11 protein-coding genes and 2 pseudogenes are annotated in these 15940 nt (G+C 46.3%); 10 read left to right on the top strand and 3 right to left on the bottom strand.

Annotated elements, in window-relative coordinates:
- Nucleotides 1-101: 101 nt before the first annotated feature.
- The 4 genes from EIM92_RS22735 (at nucleotide 102) to EIM92_RS22720 (ending at nucleotide 4631) form a co-directional block, all read left to right on the top strand.
- Nucleotides 102-1505: an MATE family efflux transporter gene (locus tag EIM92_RS22735; RefSeq protein ID WP_125084800.1), complete on the top strand. Its 1404-nt coding sequence runs from the start codon at nucleotides 102-104 to the stop codon at nucleotides 1503-1505.
- A gap of 529 nt (nucleotides 1506-2034) precedes the next feature.
- A complete protein-coding gene (locus EIM92_RS22730; protein ID WP_125084799.1) occupies nucleotides 2035-3378 on the top strand; it encodes an MATE family efflux transporter in 1344 nt (447 codons plus the stop codon).
- A 103-nt stretch (nucleotides 3379-3481) separates the two neighbouring features.
- Nucleotides 3482-4162, top strand: a complete 681-nt coding sequence (locus tag EIM92_RS22725) for a stalk domain-containing protein (RefSeq protein ID WP_125084798.1) — start codon at nucleotides 3482-3484, stop codon at nucleotides 4160-4162.
- Between the two features lie 154 nt (nucleotides 4163-4316).
- On the top strand, nucleotides 4317-4631 hold the full coding sequence (locus EIM92_RS22720; protein ID WP_246021133.1) for a copper amine oxidase N-terminal domain-containing protein: 315 nt from the start codon (nucleotides 4317-4319) through the stop codon (nucleotides 4629-4631).
- A 64-nt stretch (nucleotides 4632-4695) separates the two neighbouring features.
- Here EIM92_RS22720 and EIM92_RS22715 read toward each other — a convergent pair whose 3' ends face one another.
- Together EIM92_RS22715 and EIM92_RS22710 are read right to left on the bottom strand one after the other, a co-directional pair.
- Complete coding sequence (locus tag EIM92_RS22715; protein WP_125084797.1) at nucleotides 4696-6681, bottom strand: PTS fructose transporter subunit IIABC; 1986 nt, start codon at nucleotides 6679-6681, stop codon at nucleotides 4696-4698.
- Nucleotides 6682-6787: 106 nt separating this feature from the next.
- Nucleotides 6788-8737 (bottom strand): BglG family transcription antiterminator, encoded by a 1950-nt coding sequence (locus EIM92_RS22710; RefSeq protein WP_125084796.1) that lies wholly within the window; start codon nucleotides 8735-8737, stop codon nucleotides 6788-6790.
- A 193-nt stretch (nucleotides 8738-8930) separates the two neighbouring features.
- Here EIM92_RS22710 and EIM92_RS22705 point away from each other — a divergent pair, with 193 nt between their 5' ends.
- The 3 genes and pseudogenes from EIM92_RS22705 to EIM92_RS23970 all read left to right on the top strand — a co-directional run.
- Nucleotides 8931-9941, top strand: coding sequence for a Gfo/Idh/MocA family protein (locus EIM92_RS22705; RefSeq protein WP_125084795.1), 1011 nt, complete (start codon nucleotides 8931-8933; stop codon nucleotides 9939-9941).
- Nucleotides 9942-10161: 220 nt separating this feature from the next.
- Nucleotides 10162-10791 (top strand): annotated as a pseudogene (locus tag EIM92_RS23975) (LamG-like jellyroll fold domain-containing protein); the annotation flags it as partial.
- An 87-nt stretch (nucleotides 10792-10878) separates the two neighbouring features.
- Nucleotides 10879-12042: pseudogene (locus EIM92_RS23970) on the top strand (right-handed parallel beta-helix repeat-containing protein); the annotation flags it as partial.
- 99 nt (nucleotides 12043-12141) lie between these two features.
- Here the strand turns inward: EIM92_RS23970 and EIM92_RS22695 are convergent.
- A complete protein-coding gene (locus tag EIM92_RS22695; RefSeq protein ID WP_125084794.1) occupies nucleotides 12142-12588 on the bottom strand; it encodes a prepilin peptidase in 447 nt (148 codons plus the stop codon).
- Between the two features lie 275 nt (nucleotides 12589-12863).
- On the opposite strand from EIM92_RS22695, the gene EIM92_RS22690 reads away from it, so the two are divergent.
- The 3 genes from EIM92_RS22690 to EIM92_RS22680 are packed head-to-tail and all read left to right on the top strand — an operon-like array spanning nucleotide 12864 to nucleotide 15926.
- A complete protein-coding gene (locus EIM92_RS22690; protein WP_125084793.1) occupies nucleotides 12864-14240 on the top strand; it encodes a P-loop NTPase family protein in 1377 nt (458 codons plus the stop codon).
- 4 nt (nucleotides 14241-14244) lie between these two features.
- Entirely contained in the window at nucleotides 14245-15120 is an 876-nt protein-coding gene (locus tag EIM92_RS22685; protein ID WP_125084792.1) for a CpaB family protein, read from the top strand.
- Nucleotides 15099-15926 carry a CpaE/TadZ family protein gene (locus EIM92_RS22680; RefSeq protein WP_125084791.1) on the top strand — a complete coding sequence of 276 codons (828 nt, stop codon included), beginning with the start codon at nucleotides 15099-15101 and terminating at the stop codon, nucleotides 15924-15926. Before EIM92_RS22685 ends, EIM92_RS22680 begins: the two co-directional genes overlap by 22 nt.
- Nucleotides 15927-15940 lie beyond the last annotated feature (14 nt).

The raw sequence follows: 15940 nt of genomic DNA, 5'->3' as shown, positions 1-15940 counted from the left end.
GAAAATTGAAATTATAGTGCAATAAACACACAATTCAGCCATGCGATCATTCAGAAATGCTATAGATATATCAGCCAGTTCAATAATCAGCCAAAGAAGTGATGACTCAGGTGAATAGTATAGGGCCGAGAATACGACAGGGCAGTGTTTCCCTGTTAAATCGTTATTTTACCGGAACCTCGATGGATTATAAGCAAATCATCGCGATTATTATTCCTATTTTTGTAGACCAGGGCTTTATCGTATTAATGAGTCTATTAAATACGGCGATGATTAGTTCTTCCGGGGTTGCAGCCGTTAGTGCAGTCAGTATGGTAGATTCGCTCAACATATTTTTGATTAATGTATTTGTGGCCATAGCTACCGGTGGTACGGTCATCGTCGCGCAATACAAGGGCAGCGGCAATCAGCAAATGGTATCCAAAGCGGCTACGCAGGCGTTGTCCGCTGTGGCAGTGATTTCTGTGCTGATAAGTATTTTGATTATTGCTTTTCATACGCCGACCTTGAATCTGCTATTCGGCAAGGCGGAAGCCGAAGTCTTCCAGAATGCCAGACTGTATTTGATCGGCAGTTGTATTTCCTATCCGTTCATTGCAATATTCCAAGCAGTTAACGGGGTGCTAAGAGGTGTGGCAGAGACGAAAGCCAGCTTGAATCTGTCTTTGATCATGAATATCACCTTCCTATGCCTAAACATATTATTGATTACGGTAATGGACTTAGGTGTGATCGGCCTCATTATTTCATTGCTTCTTGCCCGGATTCTGGGCATGGTCAGTTCGCTGATTTACTTGTTGAAATATAACCAGACCTTGCGCGTTCAATTGAAAAATACGCTGAAGCTGGACTTCTCGATTCAGAAGAAAATCATGTTTATCGGCCTTCCATTTGCTGCGGAGCAGATGTTCTTCAACGGCGGCAAGCTTTTGACGCAGACGTTTATCGTACAATTGGGGACGCTGGCCATGACGGCGAATGCCATCAGCGGGTCGATATCGCTTGTCTTTCAAATTGGAGGAGGCGCGCTTAGCATCGCAATTGTTACCGTGGTCGGCCAGTGCATTGGCCAGAGAAACATTCAGGATGCGCGGAAGTTCATTAAATCGTTCCTGGGGCTTTCGACGGTGCTGTTTGTGATTGCATCACTTATACTGCTCCCGTTGTTTCCATTGATGGTGCGAATGTTCTCGCCGCCGCCGGAAATTATACCTACGATTTTTGGATTGATCTTGCTTATTGCTATTGCGCAGCCATTCTTATGGTCGCTCAGCTTCGTTCTGCCGGCGGCTTTGCGTGCTGCAGGGGATTCCAATTTTACATCACTCTCCTCCCTGTTGTCGATGTGGCTGTTCCGCGTCATTCTGGGGTATATTTTAGGCATTACACTTGGCTTCGGCATTATGGGCGTATGGGTTGCGATGGTAGCCGAATGGGGCATCCGCGGGCTGGTTTTCGCCTGGAGGTTCAAAGGAGAGAAATGGTACGCACATAAATTGATATAATGGGAGCTTTGGGGTAGTACCCGAGGCCCCATTTTTTTGCGATTTCATAGTGTAGTTGTTGCTTTATTTTGAACTAAATGAATATATAGTGCAGTGGCGATGGCAGAGCCAAGAACAGTGACAAGAGAAGTGGCAAGAGCAGAGCCGGCAGGTATCCATCGACCAAGCTTTTGTTTGAATTAGATGGATTTATAGTAGTTCGTTCTTGCGGCAGAGAAGGGAAAGTAGATTTAAATGGATTTCATGTTGTTAGAAGAAGGGAACTGTTCGATTAGGGGTTGATACTAGATTTGAGATACATAGAATCCATCTAATTTCCAGAAGTATTTGTTTTGAGTAAAATTAGATACATGAATTCCATCTTCTCGAATAAAGGCGATGACATCTTTGTAGCGATCAGCTGAATGATAGGTTTGTTGCGGGAGACAACTGGTACGGGTTCTAATTAAATCATTAATTCTAGACTGGAAGGGGAGAAATCTCCTTCTATTTGTCTGTTATGATAGGGATGGGGAGAGGAGATTGTGATATGAAGCAGCATGATTTTACGAAGGGGAATATTTGGAGGCAGCTTGTCACGTTTTCCGCACCGCTGCTGCTTACGAATTTACTTCAGGTATCATATCAATTCATCGACAGTTTGTGGGTCGGTAATCTGTTGGGAACCAACGCGCTAGGAGCTGTGGCAATATCCAGCACAGTATTATTTACGATCCTGTCCTTTATCATCGGGATCAATAATGCGGCACTCACCATTTTATCGCAGATCAAAGGCAAACAAGACGAGTCGGGATTAAAAAGTTATGTGAATGCATTTTCTGTTATCTTAGGCTTGATCGCTATTGTGCTAGGTGTGTTTGGATTTGTATTTACAGAAAAAATTCTGCTCCTGCTGGGAACGCCAAGTGAGATGATTCCCCTGGCTGTGACTTATTTGCAAATTAACTTTCTAGGTATTCTATTCTTATTTGGCTATAACTTTATTGGCACGGTGTACCGGGCACTGGGGAATAGCCAAACGCCGCTGCGGTTTGTCATGATTGCAGTTGTCTTGAATGCGGTGCTTGATCCCTTGTTTATTTATGTATTTCAATGGGGGATTCGAGGTGCGGCTTACGCTACAGTGATTGCCCAAGGGGCAGCTTTTTTCTACGGACTTGTACTTAGTCTGCGCCGCAAGTTCATTCCGTTCTCGATGCCTAGGTGGCCCAAGAAAGCGGAAGTATCGCTTATATTAACGCAAGGTATTCCTTCCGGCCTGCAAATGATGGCCATTTCTGCGGGTTCAGCAGCGATCATGAGCGTTGTCGCATCGTTCGGGAAGGATACGGTGGCTGGCTTTGGAGCTGCACAGCGTTTGGATAGCCTGATCATGCTGCCGGCTCAAGCGCTTGGTGTGGCTGTAACAAGTATGGCGGGACAAAATATTGCCGTACAGCAATGGGAGCGCGTGCGAAAAATTGCTGGGTATGCGATTGTACTTAATTTAGCGATTATGCTATTCATTTCGTCGGTCATTTTCATTATGGCTAAGCCGGGAATTGTAATGTTTATCTCTGAGCCAGGAGCTGTAGTCTTTGGAGCCTCTTATGTGCAAATGATTGCTTTTTTCTATCCCTTCTTAGGCTTGAATTTTATTTTTAACGGTGTAGTGCGAGCTTCAGGGGCGATGCTGCAGGTGCTTGTTCTCAATATCATCTCCTTTTGGATTTTACGTTATCCGCTGACTTACGTGTTTGCCGGTCTGCTTGGCGAGAAGGGAATAGCGGTAGGTATCGGGTTAAGCTTCATGATTAGTAGTGTAATCTCCTATGCCTATTACCGATTCGGACGCTGGCGGACTAAGAACTTATTCGCAAAGGCTGAGTCCTGAGACTTGCAAGAGTTGGCATGCAGTTCCAATGTACTATATTCCTTGAAAGTACTTTAATGCTATAATAACTTAAAATTTACCTAAAAGGTGGAAGGAGAATCTGATGAAAAAGAAGAAATTAGCTCTTATCCTCGGAGGAGCTGTGCTGCTATTCGGCGGAATGAGCTTGGGGGCTGCAGCTAGCTCTCAGCTTCAAGAAATTAAGGCATTTCTAAATGGGGGCCTTAAAGTTAGAGTCGACGGAAATATCGCTCAGCTTAAGGATGCGAACGGTAAATCCGTGCTACCGATTACGTATAATGGTACTACATATCTCCCTGTAAGGGCTGTAGCGGATGTACTGGGCGTAGCCGTGAAATATGATGCCCAGGCCAATGAGGTACTTTTGGGAGAACAATTGGAAGGTGTTCCGATCGGTCGGGAGAATTTTAATAATACGTTGTATTCCAAGGATCCGAGCCACACCACGCTTAATGGGCAGGATTATAAAGAGGTGCTTTACAGTGCCCCTGGGAGGAATATAAACTACACGGCCTTAACTCCGAATGGAAAGTACACGAAGCTGTATTTGCAATTCGCGGCAATCGATAAGGACGTGGAGCACATAGAAATTAAAGACCTCGATAACAAAGCTCTGCTGAAAAAGGTGGAAGGGATTACACCAGAAAGCGGAATGCAAACGATCGAAGTCGACATTACTGGCGTGAAGACCATTACAATTAATATTAGGAAGGATAAGGATGCGGGATATATGATTCCTTTGACAACTTCCTACTATAAATAAATATATGAAGCGCTCCGTATGGGGAGCTTCGATAAATACCCCCTGCCAGCTTTTGGCAAGGGGTATTTTTATGGTCTCCTTTTGTATGTGTTTCTCGAGGGGTGCCAAAATATCGATCAGTGTGTGAATTTTTGTAATTGACGAATTGGAGGGTGTGGTGATTTTGTCCCTGGACGTTGGTTTAGTTGACAATGAAAAGTTGCAGAGATTTCGTCAATCAGAGAACGTAACTTCGGCAAAGAAGAATGGTCAGGTGATTAACCTGGATGTTCCCGGTCAGCTGGTCGACTCACATACGATGGTACCGATCCGCTTCATTAGCGAGTCGTTAGGAGCTACTGTGAAATGGGATCGTGTGACGTGGACCGTCAATATTACCACGACAGCCGCAGAGAATGGGGATATCCTCCCTTCTGAGGCAGAGGAAGCGGTACCTGGCACGGGGAGTGGCAGTACAACGACAGAATAAAAACGTATAAAACAGCCCCCGAGCAGAATCGGTGTTCCTGCTCGGGGGCTGTTTGCTTTTAACTTTAGTGAATTTGATCCAGAAGCGCGTAGGCCTCCTGTTTCGTTTGCACCTTCAATAGCTGATCCCGGAAATCATCATCCATCAGTTTGCGGGAGAGCATTTGCAGTATTTTGAGATGCTCATTTCCTGGGTTCTCCGCAGGGATTGCAATCATGAAAATTAGTCTAGCCGCTGTACCGTCTACGCTGTTCCAATCGACGCCGTCCTGTTTCATTCCAAAGACAACGCGGGGCTTGATGACGGCTGTTGATTTTCCATGAGGAATGGCGATGTTCATGCCAATTCCAGTCGAGCTTTCCTGCTCGCGGTGAAGGATCGCCTGTTTGAACTCGGAGGCCGAGCTGATTGCGCCATCCGCTTCAAGCTTTCCGATCAGCTCATCGATAACATCGTCACGTGAATTTGCTTTGAGTTCAGTCTCAATTAGATCAAGGCTAATTATATCCGTTAATTTTCTCACCGGTTTGTGTTGATTTACAGCATCGGCCGATGAGGTCACTTTAGGATCAGCTACTGCTCTACTTGCAACAGAACCACCTGTGCTGCTACCTGCTGAAACAGTGCCGTCTGCGATCATCGGTTGAGTCTGAGTGACGTCCTTTTTGAGGAGCTTGATCATAAGCGCTGTTACGAACGAGCCGATAATAACAGCGATAAAGAACATAACAACATTGTCTACTGCACCTAGCACGGCAACGATGGGCCCGCCATGAGCTACCCGGTCGCCGACATGACCCAGCATGGCAATGACCGAGCCGGTCATGGAGCCGATCATGATGCTAGGAATGACGCGCAGCGGATCCTGTGATGCAAAAGGAATCGCACCTTCCGTAATTCCGAATAACCCCATCGTAAAGGATGCTTTACCTGATTCCCGTTCGGTGTCATGAAACTTCTTCTTAAAGAGGAAGGTGGCGAGTCCCAGGCCGATCGGCGGAATACAAATAGCTACAGCGATTGATCCCATGATTTCATAGTTTCCTTCGCCAATCATGGCTGAGCCAAACAAGAAAGCAACTTTATTCACTGGTCCGCCCATATCAAAGGAAATCATCGCTCCCAGAATCAAAGCAAGCAGGATGGAGCTGGTCCCTTGCATGCTTGCAAGCCAGGTCGTTAATATTTCAAAAAACTTTGCTATCGGCCCGCCAAGCAGGAGGATAAAGGCTAGGCCCACGATTAGCGATGCTAGTACCGGAATAATGATAATCGGCATAATAGGAGCAAGCGCTTTGGGAACCTTCCATTTCTTGATCCACAGTGCTACATAACCTGCCAGGAAACCAGCAATAATTCCACCGATAAATCCAGCTCCGGCTTCACTGCCGTAGAAGCTGCCGTTTGCGGCGATCAAGCCGCCGATCATACCGGGAGCAAGACCCGGCCGGTCTGCAATACTAAAGGCAATAAAGCCCGCTAAGATGGGAACCATAAATGTAAAAGATGCGCCGCCGAGACTTTCGACGATTTTCCAGAATGAGCCCTCCGGAATTTGCAGCCCGCCAGGGGTCGGTTCACCCCCGATGGATAGAGCGATTGCGATCAGAAGACCGCCTACAACGATAAACGGAACCATGTAGGATACTCCGCTCATTAAGTGGCGATAGAACTGATTTTGCTTAGCGGCAGGCTGCTTCTCACTGCTGTCGGAAGTCTGTTGTCCCGGTTGCGCTTGATACAAAGGCACTTCCCCGTTGATCAGCTTCTCAATCAAGCCTTCTGGATTCCGAATGCCGTCTTGCACTCCGGTGACTAACAGTTTTTTACCGACGAAGCGGCTTTTGTCCACGTGTTTGTCTGCGGCAATGATGATACCGTCCGCTTGTGCAATGTCCTCTGCCGAAAATTCATTTTCTACTCCGATGGAGCCCTGGGTTTCCACTTTCATGCTGACGCCTAGTTTGTCTGCTGCTTTCTGCAAATTTTCAGCAGCCATGTAAGTATGTGCAATGCCGTTAGGACATGAGGTAATGGCTAGAAATTTCATATGGCGAACCCCCTGTGTTTTTTTTAAAACGTTTACATCCAAATATTAACCTAATAAAAACAGAGGAAAAGCTCAATTTTTTACCGTAGCTTGCGGAAATTTATGTTTATAAGAGCAAGTAGATGTCCTCAGGCCTTTTAGTCCGAATCAACTGCTCAATAAGAGACGGCTGCTCACTTAGAAGAGAAAGGCGATGGAATAGTTTTTTCGTACTTTCCTGCTCATTATTCCGAAGCGCCAGCATAAATACGATCGAGACCTTATCCTGCTCCCATTCCAGCGGCTCCTTCAAAGTAGCAATGGCGATTTGCGATTGCTTCACCAGCTTAGGATCGCCGTGAGGGATCGCAATACCTCCGCCAATCGTCGTCGAGGAGACTCTCTCCCGCAGTAATGCTTGATGGGCGTAATCCTGTTCGACATAGCCTTCGGCAAATAAGCTGTTAGCCAATCGCTCAATAATCTCAAAGCGGTGAGAAACCTCGACTTGTGAGAAAATAAGCGCGGGCTTCGTGTATATTTGCAAAAAAGAGGCTGCAGCTTCCAGCGGATGTTCTTCCAGCTGCTCAAGGAAATCTGTAATTTTTTTAATATCGGCAGGCTCTAGTAATGGAGATACCACAATATATGGGACGTTTATGGTGTTCAACTCGTTCAGCGGAACTGTGGACACGATAAAATCCACCGGTTGCTGCTCCAGGTATGTATTCAAATCTGCTCTTCTAACAGTATCCATGACCTGGATTCCGCTGAATTTCCGTTCCAGCTTTGTACGCAGGATTTGTGAGATGCCTACTCCCATATGGCATACGGTAACGATGTTTTTGATGAGCCTCGACTGTTTGTTTAGGCGCTCAATCGCCGCTTGAAAATGCAGAGTAAGATATGCGACCTCATCCTCCGGAACGGTGAAATGAAAGTAATGACTTAATTCTTTAGTCGCATAAATGACCATGCTGAATATATAGGGATACATCTTCTTTATATCCTGCAGCAGCGGATTCGTTACGCTCAATCCATAGCTTAAACGATGGATCGTTGAGTTCAAATGAATGCTCAGTCCTTCCTTCAGCGTAAGGTCCTGCTCGAAATCGATGAATGTGAGGCTGGACATTTTTCGCATGAGGGATTGCACGATCTCCGTCACCTCAGCGGTAATTTTCAGTGGCTGCTCCGCCAGATTTGTACTGTCCAGCCGGGTGCGGGAACGGATCTTTGCTCCGAGGAGATGCGCTGTAAAATAAGCAAGCTCGCTCTGAGGAAAGCTAACCGAGAAGTAATGCTCCAACTGCCGGATGAAGGCCAGCGTCCATTGGTACTCCCTTTTTTTCTGGATAAAGGCTTGTTCCTGCTCCGAAAAATGGATCGGTTGACACAGTTTCGTCCTGCGAACCATCAGTAGCGTATGAATTAGCAGATTCTCGAAGGCTTCATCTGTAAAATGAAAGAATTCTTTCTCCTCCAGCCGTTTCAGTTCGCGCGTGACGAGGTCTACCTCATAGGTTTCGAACCTTTTTTTAATGAAATCATTGGTCGAGGTTCCGATTAATTGGGATACCTTGGACAATGCGGCACGTTTGTCTTTCTCAGCGCCTTCGATTATTATACCCACTCTTTGCTTAGAAATAATCTCGAGTCGTCGTTTTTGAAGCCATGGATTCAGAGAGTCCAGATCCCTTTTAATGATAGCTCGATTGACATAATACTTGTCTGCCAATTCCTGAAGTGTTGTCGGCTTGGTATTCATAAGCAGCTCGTAAGCAATGGCGGCGATTCGGTTATCATCTCGTTCATACCCGGTATCCGTGGTCGAGCGGAATAGTTGATCGAACAACTTGGCCCGCTCATGCTCCTCGATGTCCAGGTTTACCCCGATTCCCGGCTTGCGCAGCAGCTTCGCCTCCCCATGCTCGGCCAAATAGGCATCAATCACTTCGAAATCGTTCCGGATCGTCTTCTCCGAACAGTTCAGATTTGCAGCCAGTTCGCGCACGACAAAGGAGCGGTTAGGCTCACCTAGCAGTATCCGCAAAATCTCTTGTTGACGTGTATTCATCGTTTAGATCAACACCTTAATTAATAGTTCTTATTCATGGTCGGATTTAAATCGTTCTCATTATAGCTCAGTCGTCATTGTTATCCAACCGGGATGGTGATCACGACTGGAAATTGGTAGTATATGAGAAGAGGATTCAAACCAATAAGGTTATGTAATAGCCAAGAACAAAAAAGGGGTATGGAGGGAAGGTATGAAAGATAACACGAAGAAAGCAATTCGCTGGGGAATTATGGGTACAGGCTGGATTGCTGAGCAGTTTGCCGCAGATCTAAGTTATGTCCGCAACGGGGAAGGAGCTGCGGTCGGCTCGCGTACCCGGGATAGTGCTGAGCAGTTTGCTGCTAAGTTTAATATTCCTCGCGCTTATGGAAGCTATGAGGAACTAGCAAATGATCCTGAAATCGATGCGATCTATGTGGCGACTCCGCACCCCTTTCACCGCGACAATGTAATAACCGCTCTGCGTGGAGGAAAAGCCGTGCTGTGCGAAAAACCGATTACGGTAAACAGCCGAGAGCTTGAAGAGATTGTCGATTTGGCTAAGGAGAAGGGCTTGTTTTTGATGGAAGCGATGTGGACGCGATTTTTGCCGCCGATCGTTCAAGTCAGAACATGGCTGGAGGAAGGTCGAATTGGTGAAATACGGCTCGTTAAAGCAGAATTCGGCTTCCGCAGCGACTGGAATCCAAGTGGAAGGTTGCTCAATCCAGAGCTTGGCGGCGGCGCATTGCTGGATGCGGGGATTTATCCGCTGTCATTTGCATCGATGATTTTTGGCTCGAATCCAGAGAAGGTTTGGAGTACAGCCCATGTCGGAGTTACTGGAGTGGACGAGCAATTTTCGATATTGCTGGACTACGGACAAGGGCGCACAGCATCACTTCACGGTGCGATCAGGCTTGATCTTACGAACGAGGCATATATTTATGGGACAGAAGGCTCGATCCACATTCCTTCTTTCTTGAATGCCAAGACGGCAACTCTTCAGGTGAAAGGTCGGGAAGCGGAGACTGTTACCGATGACCGGGAAGCTGTAGGCTATGCCTTTGAAGCCGAAGAGGTGGGGCGATGCCTGCTGGCAGGAGAAACGGAGAGCGCCGCAATAACTTTGGCGGAATCGCTCGGCATCATGCGGCTGCTCGACCAGGTACGCAGTCAGTGGGGAGTAAAGTATCCATTCGAAGCTGGCAGCGAGCAATGATTAGACGAGTATGTCCCTTCGAAACCCTCCCTATTAACGGGAAATATCTATAATATGTAAAAATGATTATTGATGTAACCGCTTTAATTACCTAGCATAACTAGTAGCACTCGTGTACAGCGTGTGTGATCCTATGTCAAGGGGGAGGTGAATATTCTGTATTGACCCGGCATGTCAGGGAAAAAGTGTTAGTATATCCTTTATTAATGGAGGTAATGTTATGAGCTCTAAATTATCCGTTATGAAGCTTAGCCGGTCCTTTAATATTCATCCTTATAAAATCATCGCCATCGTGTTGTGTATTACCCTGATGCTTCCATGGCTGCCTGGGGGGCAGGTCAATGCAGCAACTCTGTTCAGTGATGATTTTGAAAGCGGCAACAGCAATAATTGGACGTCCACGACAGGTACCTGGTCCATAGTAAAGGAAGGAAGCTCTTACGTATATGCCCAGACGAGCACAAGCGAAGGACGTACATCTGCGGGAAATGCATCCTGGAACAACTATACGATACAAGCCGACGTTAAAGTAGATAATTTCAATGGCACCAACCGTACTTATGTGGCGGGGCGCTATAAGGACGGCAATAATTATTATGCAGCCTCTCTATACAATAGCGGAGGGGGCAAGCTGGAAATTCGCAAGAAGGTAGGCGGTTCCTCCTCGACGCTTGTGACTAAGGATTATGCGTTGTCAACCGGTGTTTGGTATAACGTCAAGCTGGAGCTATCGGGATCTGTCCTCAAAATGTATGTAAATGATACGCTCGAGCTGACAGCAACGGATACCAGCCTGACTGCGGGAGCAGTCGGTTTCGTTACAGGCAAATCTGCAGCTAAATTCGATAACGTCATCGTGTCGGAAGCGGCGGGTGGAGATACGCCGGTGGATCCAGATCCGAACCCGACTGATCCGGATCCACAGGAGCCGGCTCCCGCCGAGGGGGATCTTTTCGTAGCGGCGAATGGCTCTGCCAGCAACCCTGGAACCTTGGATAAACCAACCACACTTGCAGCTGCTATTACCAGAATAGCGCCAGGTAAAACGATTTATATGCGCGGAGGAACATATAGCTTTGACTCGACGATTACGATCGAACGAGGCAATAACGGTACCTCAAGCGCCCGCAAAAATCTGGTTGCATATGGGAATGAAAAGCCGGTTCTCGATTTCTCTGCCCAGGCCTTTGCTTCAACGAATCGCGGTATTCAGCTATTCGGGCACTATTGGGTTATCAAAGGGCTTGAAATTAAAGGCGCGGGAGATAACGGATTGTATATCGGCGGCAACTATAATCGGATCGAGCAGATCGAGGCGCATCATAACCGGGATACAGGCATTCAAATCGGGCGCCATGCTTCAACCGCACAATTCGATGAATGGCCAAGCTATAACCTGGTGATCAATTCGTATTCTCATAATAATTATGATCCGGATGATGGGGAAGATGCGGACGGATTTGCAGCCAAGCTGACCGTCGGCCCAGGTAATGTGTTTGATGGTTGTATCGCGGCTTATAACGTTGATGACGGTTGGGATCTCTATTCCAAATCGAATACCGGCCCGATAGGAGCCGTTACGATCCGCAATAGTATTGCCTATCATAATGGGCAAACATCTGACGGCACCTCTACGTCGAATAGCGATGGGAATGGCTTCAAGCTGGGCGGAGAGAAAATCGCGGTAAATCATATTGTCGAGAACAGTATCGCCTTTTAGAACAAAAAGCATGGCTTTACTTATAACAGTAATCCGGGCTCCATCCAAATGAAGAACAATACATCCTGGTCGAACGGACAGAGCAATTTCGCCTTCGATGTGGGCACACATATTTTCACGAACAACTTATCCTTCCAAGGTGGAGCAAGTGACAAGACTAGCGGCACCGATGTGTCCAGCACAAACGTATGGTGGAAGAACAAAAAAAGTGAAAATGCCAAAGGATTACTGGCTAGCGCCGAGGATTTCGTAAGCCTGATTCCTTCAGTGACGAGAAATAGCGATGGTTCTCCGAATCTTGGCAATTTCCTGAAGCTTGCTGCCGGCAGTGACTTAATCGGCTCTGGCACGCCTAGCGGTACGAATATCGGGGCTCGTTAAACTATATTATTAATAAGTATACAAAGAATACAAAGCCCATTCCCACTCTGATTCAGTAGAGAGGGGATGGGCTTTTTACGTGCAGTGAACTATTTAACGTTATGGTAGGAAGTATAGTTGTAGAATAACCTCACCTACATATATGAACAAAGCTGCCGCAGATAGGAATGGAGCAAAAGGCACAGACAAAACCTTTTCGCGGCGCAAGCCCCTTACTACTCCTACATAAATCAGCGCAAGCGCACTGCCTGCCAGAAGCACATAAAGGTTGGCATACCAGCCGACCCAAGTCCCGATCGCCGATAATAGCTTGATATCCCCGGCGCCAATATTGAAATTCCATTTGGACTTCGCAATGAGCAAAAGTAAAGAAGGAACAACGATACCTATTAATGAATCTACCAGATCTGTATAAAGCCAGCTGTTCAGCAGCCCCAATATAAGTAGGAGAATAATTACTTGATTCGGGATGATTCGACATCTCAGATCAATATGGCTGCAAAGGAGCAGGAGAAGAAAAAAGCTAGCTGTAAACGCTATTTTCATAGATAAGCCTCTCTTTGATTGGATTGAAAGATGTCAATATTCTCTCGTATTTCCCGTATTTTGTCAAAAAACCACCATCCTACTTTATTCCTGATCTTAATAAAACGGTGAACCTTAAGACCTTTGAAGGTGGGTAATTAGTCCATATTAAGGATTATTTATACAAATAAGGTATTGTACGCTCTATAGGTTACTTGTATAATGTTCAGCATTAGCGAGGTAAATATTACTAATACAGAGATTTACAAAAGATTTTTTCTTTAGTAGGTGAACATATGAAGCTGCTTATCGTTAGTGGTGGGTTTCATAGAATCGTGACGCAGTACTTGTCTAAGAAGGCAGCGATCATTTATCCAGAGGCGCTTGAAATGCGAAATTTGTCGGATTATCTGGAAGGGGGCAACCCACTAGGCGACGGTGTTCTCATTACGGATGAAGCATTTACACAGAAACCGAGCCTTGACCAGGAGGAATTGACCAAGCTGCTGGAATGGATTGAGGCGAACAGTGCCTCAGCGATCCCTGTTGTTCTTATCACCCGGGACTTCATGAAGCCATTTGAACTGGGAATGCTGACGCAAAGATTTGACTATTTGAAGATTATTCTCAGCGATACGGTAAGAATACCGGGGGAAGTATATCAACGCTCCGTGGAGCAGATGGGCATGAAGGGAACTGGCCCAATACATAATGATTCAAACCTAGAATCAAAGATGATAAGCGAGAATACGAGGGAATTAGGGCGGAGCGTGAAGAAACGCTCCTTCTTTGACCGTTTTCGTTCGAAGCCGGGGGCGACTGCTGAACTAACCGCCACCGATCGTTTGACGAAAGACATCGCTAATATAAGCCGGGGAATTAGCAGAGTCGTTGCGATTACCGGCCATCGCGGAAACGGATTGACCAGCACGACTGTCAATTTGGCGCATGAGGCTAGCAAGAGAGGGCTTAGCAGCATCATTATCGACATGGATGCGGAATATCGCAGTATGAACATGTATTTCAGCCAATTCCACGAGCAGACGAATAAAGATGAGCAAATGAGCGCATCACTGATTCGCACGCTGGCGAGGCCTCAGGATTATATGACGACAGCTTTTAATATCAAAGATCATTTCTGGCTGACTTCATTGGGCTATTCCTTCAATGACCGCAAGCTGATGGATCAATTTTATAACAGTGAAAAATTGGTGGGTCTGATTTCTGTATTGCGAACTAAATTCAATCTGGTGCTATTAGACATGCCGTTGGATTTATTCAGAAGCTTTCAAGAAACGATGATTCATATCGACGTGTTCGGTCTCTGCATCCCGAACAATTTGCATGCGGTTCTTAGCACGGCCCGGAATGTGGAGGTGGTTCTTGACCGGGAAAAGGCGTCCTATTTCAATGCCAAGTCGAAGGTGATCGTCACGAAGTACAATGATCGCTCGCGCTTTCAGGGCTCCTTGTTTTCCCCGGAAAAGGTGAACGGGATTCTCGCCTCCGGAATCAGCGATTCTTTTCAATACGAGATGAAGACGGCTGGTATCGTGCCGCACAGCGACAGCTTTGATGCACAAATTGAGACGGATATTCCAGTGACGAACACGGGAGCGGAATTTGAGAAGGCTTTTGGACAAATGCTTCTAAGATTAATGGAGGGTGCGTAAGCTCATGGATTTAAGTACAGTAAAAAGCGTCTCCCCTAACAAAAAATTGTTCAAAAAGATATTAGCTTTACTGTTTAGCATTGCCGTTATCGTCGTGTCATTTATCGTATTGAACAACGCCAATGAGGCGGCTAAGGATACGGTAGAGGTACTAAAGGTAAACCATTCAGGTGGGATACCTGCGTACGTCGTTTTAACGGAGAAGCACATCAAGAAATATTCCATCATCCGCAAGGAATATACCGACGATATGATTCTGGCCGAAGACATGCCTTCCGTCACGAATAAATATACGAAGTATTATTTGCGAGATGGCAGTGTTTTGTATAAGGATCAGCTGATGGAAGAGAAGCCTCTGCAGAATGAATGGTTGTATGAGCTTGGGGAAGAGCATGAGGTGCTGACCCTGCCGTATAACTTCCTGGAAGCGGGCGGGGATATCTTGATGCCAGGAGATAGAGTAAGAATTCGCGTGTCTTATGAGCAAGAGGTATCTGACGGCTCGGGAAATCCCAATGTCAGCTACGGCCTGACGAGAACCCAAATGAAAACGGAAGTATTGTTCGACAGCATCGAAGTCCGGGACATGCTCAATTCCAATAGCCATTCGATCTATGAGGTGTATAAAGAGGTGCTCAAGCTGAGTGAGGACAAGAGGCAGGAAGTCATGAAGAGCAATGACTTTCTTAAGAGCATTCAGCCCAGATCACTGCTTCTGGAAGGCACCAGAGAGCAAATTGATAAATTTGCTAAATATAACGGCTACGATGGGAAGAAATATTTGATTACGATTCTGAGCCGCAAGAACAGCCAGGTTATATTGGATCAACTGCCTACTTTGCAAAGAGAGGTGGAATCATGGATCAAAACGAAAGACTGAGACTTGATGACGTACTGAGCAAAATTTCGGCTAAGGAATTAATGGGATCGGAATTGCAGGAGAGCAAGCTGATTTACAGTGTCGTCGGTTTTATACCCGCGTGCGACATGGTAGACAACGCTTTGGTGATTAGCAACTTAGGCTATTTGCTGGCACAGAAAGGCCTAAACACCTGCATTGTCGATTTGAAAGTGTTCAACCCGAACATTTACCACTACCTGGATGCTAAGCCTAGCAAAAAGGGACACGGGCTGATTCGGGTGCTGAAGAGTGATAAGGTCGACTTCCGGGAGGAAATTCAGGCTACGAAATATGAACGATTGTATGTATTGTCTCCAAGTCCGCATGATTTGCTCGAAGAGTATTTTGATTTTGACTTCGATCATTTAGAACGGGTCATCGATACGTTAAAAGGGATGTTCGACATCATCCTGCTGGATATCCCGAACAATCCGCCGCTCGAATTCTGCCTGGGAGCGATGAAATATTCGCACGTAGGCTTCTTCACGGCTACGGAACGGATTGAGGCGCCAAGCAACATGACCCGCATGCTGGATTTTGCTTCCTCCGTAGGGATTAGTACGGCGAAGTTCACGAGCGTTATTCTGATGAATATTCAGGACATCAACTACGACTATAAGGGATTTAAAGAATTTGGCTTCAATATCGTGGCGTCTTTGCCGCTGATTAAAGCGGCTTATGCATATTCCCTTGAAGGGAAGCTGTACGTAAGGGACAACCCATTGGTGAATAAATACTTTCTTAGAGAGATGCGCAGATTGGCAGACATTCTCGGCAACCAGTAAGGGAGGGATTGGAA

It is taken from the genome of Paenibacillus lentus, from assembly GCF_003931855.1.
In the GTDB taxonomy this organism is placed as follows: domain Bacteria; phylum Bacillota; class Bacilli; order Paenibacillales; family Paenibacillaceae; genus Fontibacillus; species Fontibacillus lentus.
This window is presented reverse-complemented; position numbering and strand designations above follow the sequence as displayed.